This window comes from Oceanobacillus luteolus, assembly GCF_042678205.1.
GTDB classification, from domain to species: domain Bacteria; phylum Bacillota; class Bacilli; order Bacillales; family Amphibacillaceae; genus Oceanobacillus; species Oceanobacillus luteolus.
In genome coordinates this window covers 1-6,553 of record NZ_JBHUDE010000109.1, presented here as the reverse complement: position 1 = coordinate 6,553, position 6,553 = coordinate 1, and the positions used below count along the sequence as shown (strand labels likewise).

11 protein-coding genes and 1 tRNA gene are annotated in these 6,553 nt (G+C 32.4%); 4 read left to right on the top strand and 8 right to left on the bottom strand.

The window, feature by feature from the left end; genetic code table 11:
- Nucleotides 1–261: 261 nt before the first annotated feature.
- Both ACFSBH_RS12900 and ACFSBH_RS12895 read right to left on the bottom strand, forming a co-directional pair.
- Complete coding sequence (locus tag ACFSBH_RS12900; protein ID WP_379597893.1) at nucleotides 262–444, bottom strand: hypothetical protein; 183 nt, start codon at nucleotides 442–444, stop codon at nucleotides 262–264.
- 13 nt (nucleotides 445–457) lie between these two features.
- Nucleotides 458–838 carry a hypothetical protein gene (locus ACFSBH_RS12895; protein WP_379597891.1) on the bottom strand — a complete coding sequence of 127 codons (381 nt, stop codon included), beginning with the start codon at nucleotides 836–838 and terminating at the stop codon, nucleotides 458–460.
- A 202-nt stretch (nucleotides 839–1,040) separates the two neighbouring features.
- Here ACFSBH_RS12895 and ACFSBH_RS12890 point away from each other — a divergent pair, with 202 nt between their 5' ends.
- Nucleotides 1,041–1,256, top strand: coding sequence for a hypothetical protein (locus ACFSBH_RS12890; protein WP_379597889.1), 216 nt, complete (start codon nucleotides 1,041–1,043; stop codon nucleotides 1,254–1,256).
- 348 nt (nucleotides 1,257–1,604) lie between these two features.
- On the opposite strand, the gene ACFSBH_RS12885 is transcribed toward ACFSBH_RS12890, so the two are convergent.
- Together ACFSBH_RS12885 and ACFSBH_RS12880 are read right to left on the bottom strand one after the other, a co-directional pair.
- Nucleotides 1,605–1,772 carry a YvrJ family protein gene (locus ACFSBH_RS12885; protein ID WP_379597886.1) on the bottom strand — a complete coding sequence of 56 codons (168 nt, stop codon included), beginning with the start codon at nucleotides 1,770–1,772 and terminating at the stop codon, nucleotides 1,605–1,607.
- A gap of 28 nt (nucleotides 1,773–1,800) precedes the next feature.
- A tRNA-Cys gene (locus ACFSBH_RS12880) sits at nucleotides 1,801–1,871 on the bottom strand.
- A gap of 129 nt (nucleotides 1,872–2,000) precedes the next feature.
- Here ACFSBH_RS12880 and ACFSBH_RS12875 point away from each other — a divergent pair.
- The 3 genes from ACFSBH_RS12875 (at nucleotide 2,001) to ACFSBH_RS12865 (ending at nucleotide 3,189) form a co-directional block, all read left to right on the top strand.
- Nucleotides 2,001–2,246, top strand: coding sequence for a glutaredoxin family protein (locus ACFSBH_RS12875; RefSeq protein ID WP_379597884.1), 246 nt, complete (start codon nucleotides 2,001–2,003; stop codon nucleotides 2,244–2,246).
- Nucleotides 2,247–2,416: 170 nt separating this feature from the next.
- On the top strand, nucleotides 2,417–3,007 hold the full coding sequence (locus ACFSBH_RS12870; RefSeq protein ID WP_379597882.1) for a sigma-70 family RNA polymerase sigma factor: 591 nt from the start codon (nucleotides 2,417–2,419) through the stop codon (nucleotides 3,005–3,007).
- Nucleotides 3,004–3,189 (top strand): hypothetical protein, encoded by a 186-nt coding sequence (locus ACFSBH_RS12865; protein ID WP_379597880.1) that lies wholly within the window; start codon nucleotides 3,004–3,006, stop codon nucleotides 3,187–3,189. Before ACFSBH_RS12870 ends, ACFSBH_RS12865 begins: the two co-directional genes overlap by 4 nt.
- 137 nt (nucleotides 3,190–3,326) lie before the next feature.
- Here ACFSBH_RS12865 and ACFSBH_RS12860 read toward each other — a convergent pair whose 3' ends face one another.
- The 4 genes from ACFSBH_RS12860 to ACFSBH_RS12845 all read right to left on the bottom strand — a co-directional run bounded on the left by ACFSBH_RS12860 (nucleotide 3,327) and on the right by ACFSBH_RS12845 (nucleotide 6,033).
- Nucleotides 3,327–4,121 (bottom strand): hypothetical protein, encoded by a 795-nt coding sequence (locus ACFSBH_RS12860; RefSeq protein WP_379597878.1) that lies wholly within the window; start codon nucleotides 4,119–4,121, stop codon nucleotides 3,327–3,329.
- Nucleotides 4,122–4,209: 88 nt separating this feature from the next.
- Nucleotides 4,210–4,503, bottom strand: a complete 294-nt coding sequence (locus ACFSBH_RS12855) for a hypothetical protein (protein ID WP_379597876.1) — start codon at nucleotides 4,501–4,503, stop codon at nucleotides 4,210–4,212.
- Nucleotides 4,488–5,543 (bottom strand): anti-sigma factor, encoded by a 1,056-nt coding sequence (locus tag ACFSBH_RS12850; protein ID WP_379597874.1) that lies wholly within the window; start codon nucleotides 5,541–5,543, stop codon nucleotides 4,488–4,490. Before ACFSBH_RS12850 ends, ACFSBH_RS12855 begins: the two co-directional genes overlap by 16 nt.
- A gap of 4 nt (nucleotides 5,544–5,547) precedes the next feature.
- Nucleotides 5,548–6,033 (bottom strand): sigma-70 family RNA polymerase sigma factor, encoded by a 486-nt coding sequence (locus ACFSBH_RS12845; protein WP_379597872.1) that lies wholly within the window; start codon nucleotides 6,031–6,033, stop codon nucleotides 5,548–5,550.
- Between the last annotated feature and the right edge of the window lie 520 nt (nucleotides 6,034–6,553).

Genomic DNA, 6,553 nt, shown 5'->3' with positions numbered 1-6,553 from the left:
ATGAACCAGCTTCTTCTTCATGATGAACTGAAAGATAGGGTGTTAAAGTACCTTGAATAAATGGGAACTTACACACTTTATTTGACAAGCCCCAAAGTCTAAGAAACTTGTCCTTTTTTTTATCAATTAAGTTGAATATAAATCCAGTATTTTTAATATCCGCACATATCTCCTATCGTTATCCAATCACTACCGTCAACAAGAACATCAGTGTTTACTTCCCATCCTTGCATATAAACAACTCTTATAAATTGTTTTGGTTCATTTACTTTTATAGTATGTTAGCTCCTTTTTGTTGCCATGTTCATTAATATAATCATCTATCCATTGACGTACTAGAACGGACCTTTTTTCATCTCTTCTTTTAGCAATCTTTTTAAATGTATCGAATTGATTTTTGTTCATTCTTGTCAGTAATTTTTTGTTCTTATTATTGTCGGTCATAATCAAGCACTCCTTAGCTAGCTAATTGTAGTTGCTCTCTCCGTCTTGCTTTTACTTCACGTAACACAGTGAATATTTCCCCGTGATTCTCAGTTATAGCGAAAATAGATGCATGTTGCCAAGATTCTATTAAGTTATGTTCCTTAATTAGGGCTAGTCGCTCTTCTGGTATCAATTCAAAAGCAAGTGCCTGACAACCTTTTCGAATCTGAACTCGTCCAGACTCTAATAGCTCATCTACGATAATTTCGGCTTTCTCTTTGTCTGCATGAATTGAATAAATTTCTTCCATACCAATACTTCCTGATGCAAAGTAGCCTTGTTCAATGTAGACTTGCTTCATCAGTTTATAAGCTCTGTTTACATAAGTTCTCAATTGTTTTGCTTTAATCATGATAAATCCCTCCGCCTTGTTGAGTTACTCAACACTTGATCAAAAAAATAACAAACATCACTCTTCGAATTAATATGTTTTATAATTCCTAATTTAACAATAACATATATTGTTGAGTTACTCAACAACTTTGTTCAACTTTTTTAGGTTTATTTACAAATATCTGTTATTATACGATAATTGAGCCAGGAGGAATATCAAAATGACTAAACAATACTATGGTTTAAAAGATTTTGCTGACCGAGCAAATGATAAAGGTCTTAAAACTTCAACGGAAATATTGTCTGTATATAGGAGAAGGGGACTGTTACCTGAACCAGCTGTAATGATTGGTAAAAGGGCAGGTTGGTCTATGGATCAGATTGACCGATGGATTGAAGAAGAAAAATCTAAAAAATGGGATGGCGGGCGAAATTAGAGGGAATTAATTTGCTCGCAAATAACTATACCGACTAAAGAGCTGCAACACTTAGTTTTAGCTCTTTAGTCGGTATAGTTATCTATTTTAAATTAGTGTTTTACGTAGTATTACAATGAATTAGTCGATATTGAGGGATTAATAACTTCTGCTTTACTGTCAACGTTTGAACAGTACTGTTTAATCATCCTTGACGACTGGCTAGCATTTTTAATCAACTCATAGATTAATTCTCGTTCATTTTCACCTAATTCTTTTGAATCTAAGCATCGAGTAAAAAAAGCTTGGGTTTCTCTAGCTTTACAATAACAAGTGATCATATTCTCCAAATTCATTGTAAAACTCCTTTCAGTTTTTTCTATTAATTGATTTAATCCCATCTGCTAGTTGTGTTATCACAGCTTCTAACTTATCTAATTTACGTTCAAATCTTATAAATAGATAAATGGTTATCGCGATAGGAAAACCAAAATTTCCTATCAACGATATCCATACAGGAATAGACTCGGGAGTCATAAAGCCACCCCTCTCATATTAATTTTAAAGGTGATACTCGGATTCGAACCGAGAATAGAGGTTTTGCAGACCTGTGCCTTACCATTTGGCTATATCACCATATAAACCGTTTCATTTTATAAAAGAGAAATACATAATAAAAAAACAATCAAAAATAAATAAAAATAAGGTTTATATTTTTGAAGTTTATCCTCTTTTATATTTAGTAAGAAAAAGGAGGAATTAAAAGTGAAACATGAAGTTATTGTTTATAGAAGTGATAGCTGTAGTTATTGCAGAAAGTTGAAGGACTGGTTAGAACAAAACAAGATCTTATTCACTGATAAAGATATTGAGAATCAAGAGATATATAGTGAATTTGAGAAGTTTAATGCACAAGGTATACCGTTTATAAGAATTATAGATAAAGAAGATGGAAAAGAAGAAAGAATAGTAGGCTTTCATCCGGAAGTAATTAAGCGAATACTTAAATAATATTTAGAAAACACCTGTTAAAAGGTGTTTTTTTATATGATTTTGTTATAATAAACAGAACATAGGTTCTGTTTTTGTGGTTAAAGCTTGTTTTTTTCTGCTAACCTTCACTTTATATATTTATAGTGGGAATTTTTTGTAAAAAAAGTAAATAATAAGGGAGAGGTTTAATGAAAAATAATGAGAAGGTTAGATGTTTTTTCGAAAAGAACAGGAAAAAAATTGAGAGTAATCCTTTAATAATTGGTTTTTTGTCGAATAAAGATAACCTATCATTGCTAGAAGATTATTTAATTAATCCAACAGAGGACAATAAAAATAAAGTTGACATGGAATTCAAAGCACATTGTATAAGAGCACGAAGAATTTCGTATATAAGCAATCTAATTCATTTTTTTAGCCAGGACTATGACAAAAGAAGAAGAAAGGAAAAAGAACGGAACCTATTAATACTAGACAAAACTTCAACAGATGATAGCGAGATAGCAATAATCGATCTAGTTAAAGATAATAGGCAAGAATTGAATCTACCAAATAGCAATTTAATGGAGGATGTAGGAGACGAGGATCTTATTCACGCTTTAAAAACGTTAACAGAGAAACAACTTTTAATTTTAGATTTGATATATCATAAGAATATGCCCCTAAAAGAAATATCATTTAAATTAAAGACAACACCTCAGAATATATCTAATCATCACAGAACAGCTATAAAAAAACTAAGATTACATTTATTAAACAAGGGGGAAAAACTAAAATGAGAGCGAATGACGAACTGGTTCATATCTTGGATGATTTTCATCCGAAGATTAAGAAAAGTCTAAAAAACACGGAATATCAAGATAGAGAAGACCTTGAGCAAGAAATTAACATGAAAATTATAGAAAAATATTCTACGATTAGGTATGATGATTGTCCCAGTATATGGGAGTTATTAAAATAAAATATTAGTAATTACAATAGCCACAGGGAGAGTATCAATTCTCTGTGGCTATTACTTTTTCATTTGTTCATACATATGAGATTTAGAAGAGTACTAGACAATATTATCTAGTACTCTTAGAGATGAAATTACAAATATTAGCAGTTAGCTGCAACAACAGCGGCAAAGAAGTTTGCAACCCTACTTGAACCTGCATTACTTGTGTTTCTTGCACAATTCACTAAGTTACGGTCACAGTCACAATCCCACGAACCGAAGTTGGCCCAGCAAGCATCGTGTGATGCACAACAGCGATCAAGTGCGTTTACTGGAGTACCGCCACCATAGTCACCGGTAGTTCCGCAATTCGAACCACAGTGTCTATAAGTTACCAATGTGCCAAACGGATTACCATATTTTCTAAACTTACAGCATGCATTTACACATAGTGCTCCCCATTGAGGTGTAATCAGACCGTCATTTGAAATTTCCCCTGGAGTATAGTTAGGATCATTTGGAAAATCACCTGATGGAATATAAAAAGAATCTGCTTCCGCTACCGAAGTGTCATTTACAACTAAATCTCCGTTTTTAACAATCTCAACTTTTTGTGAAAGAACCTTATCCGCTACTCTAAAATTAAAGTAACCATGGATGGTTTTAACTGTTTTATCTTTCTCAGGGATACTTATTTCATTAAATTCAACTAGCAAATCATCCCCGTATTTTTGATAATGGGTAGTACCAATACCAATAAATCCTTTGTACCTAACGTTCTCCTTAAAAGCTGGGTGATACATGTCGTAGATAAAGGCCTGTTCCTCTGTAGGCAGGTTTGATACTTCTTGAATAAAATTACTAGCATGCGCTTTAATTTTATCCACTGCCTCTTTTTCCATAATCTCTAGCTTAGTAACTTCCTCCTGCGTTAAATGTCTACCATTTCCAAACATAAAACAACCTCCTTATATTTTGTGGTTCATTATATAAAGAGGAGTTAACAGTCTAAAAACAAGTAGATAAAAAATAAAGATTATCTTTTTAAGGAGATGGATTAATTGAAAAAGAAAATACAATTATACATATAATTGTTAGGCCAGTTAATAGATTCATCAATAATCCTAAAATTGTAAAACCCTTGCTATTTGTTTTAAGAAAGAGTGAGATTACACCAGATATAACCCCTAAAATTACTATATATAAATAATAAGAAGGGAAGATATTTCTTTGAATCAAGATAGCTATATTCAGGCTTAAAAGATTGATAAGCCCTAACCAGAAACTAAACAGAGAAAGTAATCGTGAAAATTTATTACCCTTTATCGCCAATTCCATAATTCAACACCTCCTAAATTTTGATTCGTTACTTCAGGTATCTCATTTAATTTTAAAAGCTCTTTTGTTGGTCCAGTTACTACAACGCCATATATTTCGATGCCATTTTCATCTATAAACTTAGTGACTTCGTTAATATTTAGAGATCTATTCTGGGTAATTGTTTCTGCCCAATCTTGGTATTTATTTAATCTGTTTAATACCTCGATAAATTGTTTACTGTTTTCCTCTTTATTGTTAAAAGAAGAATTTATATCACCGTCCTGGGCAGGGTATCCAATAGCCGTATATTTGGTATCATCGACTATTCCAGTATTTACGGCATACCAGAGAATATCTAACTCAATATCGCTAAATATATTTTTAATTTCTTCCTCACTATAAAATGCATCGAGCGATACAAAAACCTCTGAAACCGTTCCATCAGGTAAATTTTGTAATTGTTGGTTTACATCATTAGTTGTTGAAAGAGAGGGATTCTCAGGGTGTGAAAATTTCTGTGCATTAAACTCTTTCAGTCGTTCTGGCTGATCCACTTTATTTAAGAATAATGTTAAATTATCTGTTCTAAGATGTTTTTGGTTATTTCCAATTTGCTTGTAGATATCAAAGTCGCCCTCCATTGAAAATAGCCCTACATTGGTTCTGATATTTTGAAAATCAACTGTTGCGTTTGGCTCTGTGATTGAAATAGTATCTGCTGCAACTTGAATAAAGTTGTTTCCGCGACTATCGGCTATACCATAGCCATAATATACAAATGAAAATATTGTACATATAGGTAAAATCATTAATGCTATTGCGATTGTCATCAACGCATTTGATATAATAGCCTTTCTTTTACCTTTATTAAGTGACTTCATATGCTTACTAGGGGGATTTGAGATAGTTTTTTTATAATCTTTTTCCGATTCACCGTCGAGAAAGTCCTGGTAAGATTCATATTTATCAAGTTCTTTTTCAAACAAAATTTCTTCTTCCTTAGAAAGTTTATTTTGTTTGTACTTGTTTAGTAAATCATTAAACTGCTCTTTATCCATTAATTTACACCTCACTATTTTTTAACCGTCTAACTTTTCTTCTTCCTCTGTGAAGAGAAGATTTAAAACTTGCTAAAGAAATACCCATTACTTCCGCACATTCCTCGTAACTTAATTCGTGAAAATCACATAACAAAATTGCGGTTTTTTGTTTTAGTGGAAGTCCATTAATAACCTTTAATATATTTTTTATCATCTCATCTTTTAGGATGTTTTCTTCTATATTAGTTCCAGATTCCATCATTTGAAGTTGTTCCTCATCAATCAAAATATTTCTTTTGTTTTTACGGAAATAATCTATCAATAAATTATGGGATACTTTAAATAACCATGGCTTAACGTTGTTAACATTTAGATCATTAATATTTATAAACGCACGATAAAAAGTCTCTTGTAATAAATCCTCTACAAGATGATGATCTTTACACAGCGAAAATAAATATCGATAAATGTCATCCAGATAATCTTCGAAAACTTCTTCTATATTCAACCATCTTCTCCCCCCTCTACCTCAACCACGTAAACCGGCTAAGAATTGTTTCACTTTTTTTTACTTATTTTATCATTTCTCCAAAATATGATTGTTTAATTTACCATCAGCACCTCTTTATAATATTGAAACACATCACTTCAAAGGAGGGTTTACATTGTCAGAAAAAAAGAATTCTGTAATTACACGGGATGGTCCAGCGCTTATTTATTGCGATAAAAGACGCAGTTGTTGTGCTTATGGAAATGAAGGGTGTTGGGGTACATTTTATCGCTATCTAGATGGCAGACAAGAGTTTAGATACTGTTCTTGCAGTTAATATGTTCCAACTATTGCGCTTTCTTCGAGTATTAGAAGTGCTGAAGGTGTAGAAAATGTAAAAAAGTGTAGGTGTTGTCCTACACTTTTTCTTTTGCGCGCGCCCAGCAAGCCGTTAATTGCTAGTTGGTGAAAGTCCAACCTGAGTAGGTGCCAAGACGCTCAGTAGCTGACAGGCAACTGGTGGAGAAATCCTAAGGTT

Bases quoted from the DNA above. Each gene is read 5' to 3' on its own strand.
- ACFSBH_RS12900 (WP_379597893.1), bottom strand. From the start codon at position 444: ATGACCGACAATAATAAGAACAAAAAATTACTGACAAGAATGAACAAA.
- ACFSBH_RS12895 (WP_379597891.1), bottom strand. From the start codon at position 838: ATGATTAAAGCAAAACAATTGAGAACTTATGTAAACAGAGCTTATAAA.
- ACFSBH_RS12890 (WP_379597889.1), top strand. From the start codon at position 1,041: ATGACTAAACAATACTATGGTTTAAAAGATTTTGCTGACCGAGCAAAT.
- ACFSBH_RS12885 (WP_379597886.1), bottom strand. From the start codon at position 1,772: ATGACTCCCGAGTCTATTCCTGTATGGATATCGTTGATAGGAAATTTT.
- ACFSBH_RS12870 (WP_379597882.1), top strand. From the start codon at position 2,417: ATGAAAAATAATGAGAAGGTTAGATGTTTTTTCGAAAAGAACAGGAAA.
- ACFSBH_RS12865 (WP_379597880.1), top strand. From the start codon at position 3,004: ATGAGAGCGAATGACGAACTGGTTCATATCTTGGATGATTTTCATCCG.
- ACFSBH_RS12860 (WP_379597878.1), bottom strand. From the start codon at position 4,121: ATGTTTGGAAATGGTAGACATTTAACGCAGGAGGAAGTTACTAAGCTA.
- ACFSBH_RS12855 (WP_379597876.1), bottom strand. From the start codon at position 4,503: ATGGAATTGGCGATAAAGGGTAATAAATTTTCACGATTACTTTCTCTG.
- ACFSBH_RS12850 (WP_379597874.1), bottom strand. From the start codon at position 5,543: ATGGATAAAGAGCAGTTTAATGATTTACTAAACAAGTACAAACAAAAT.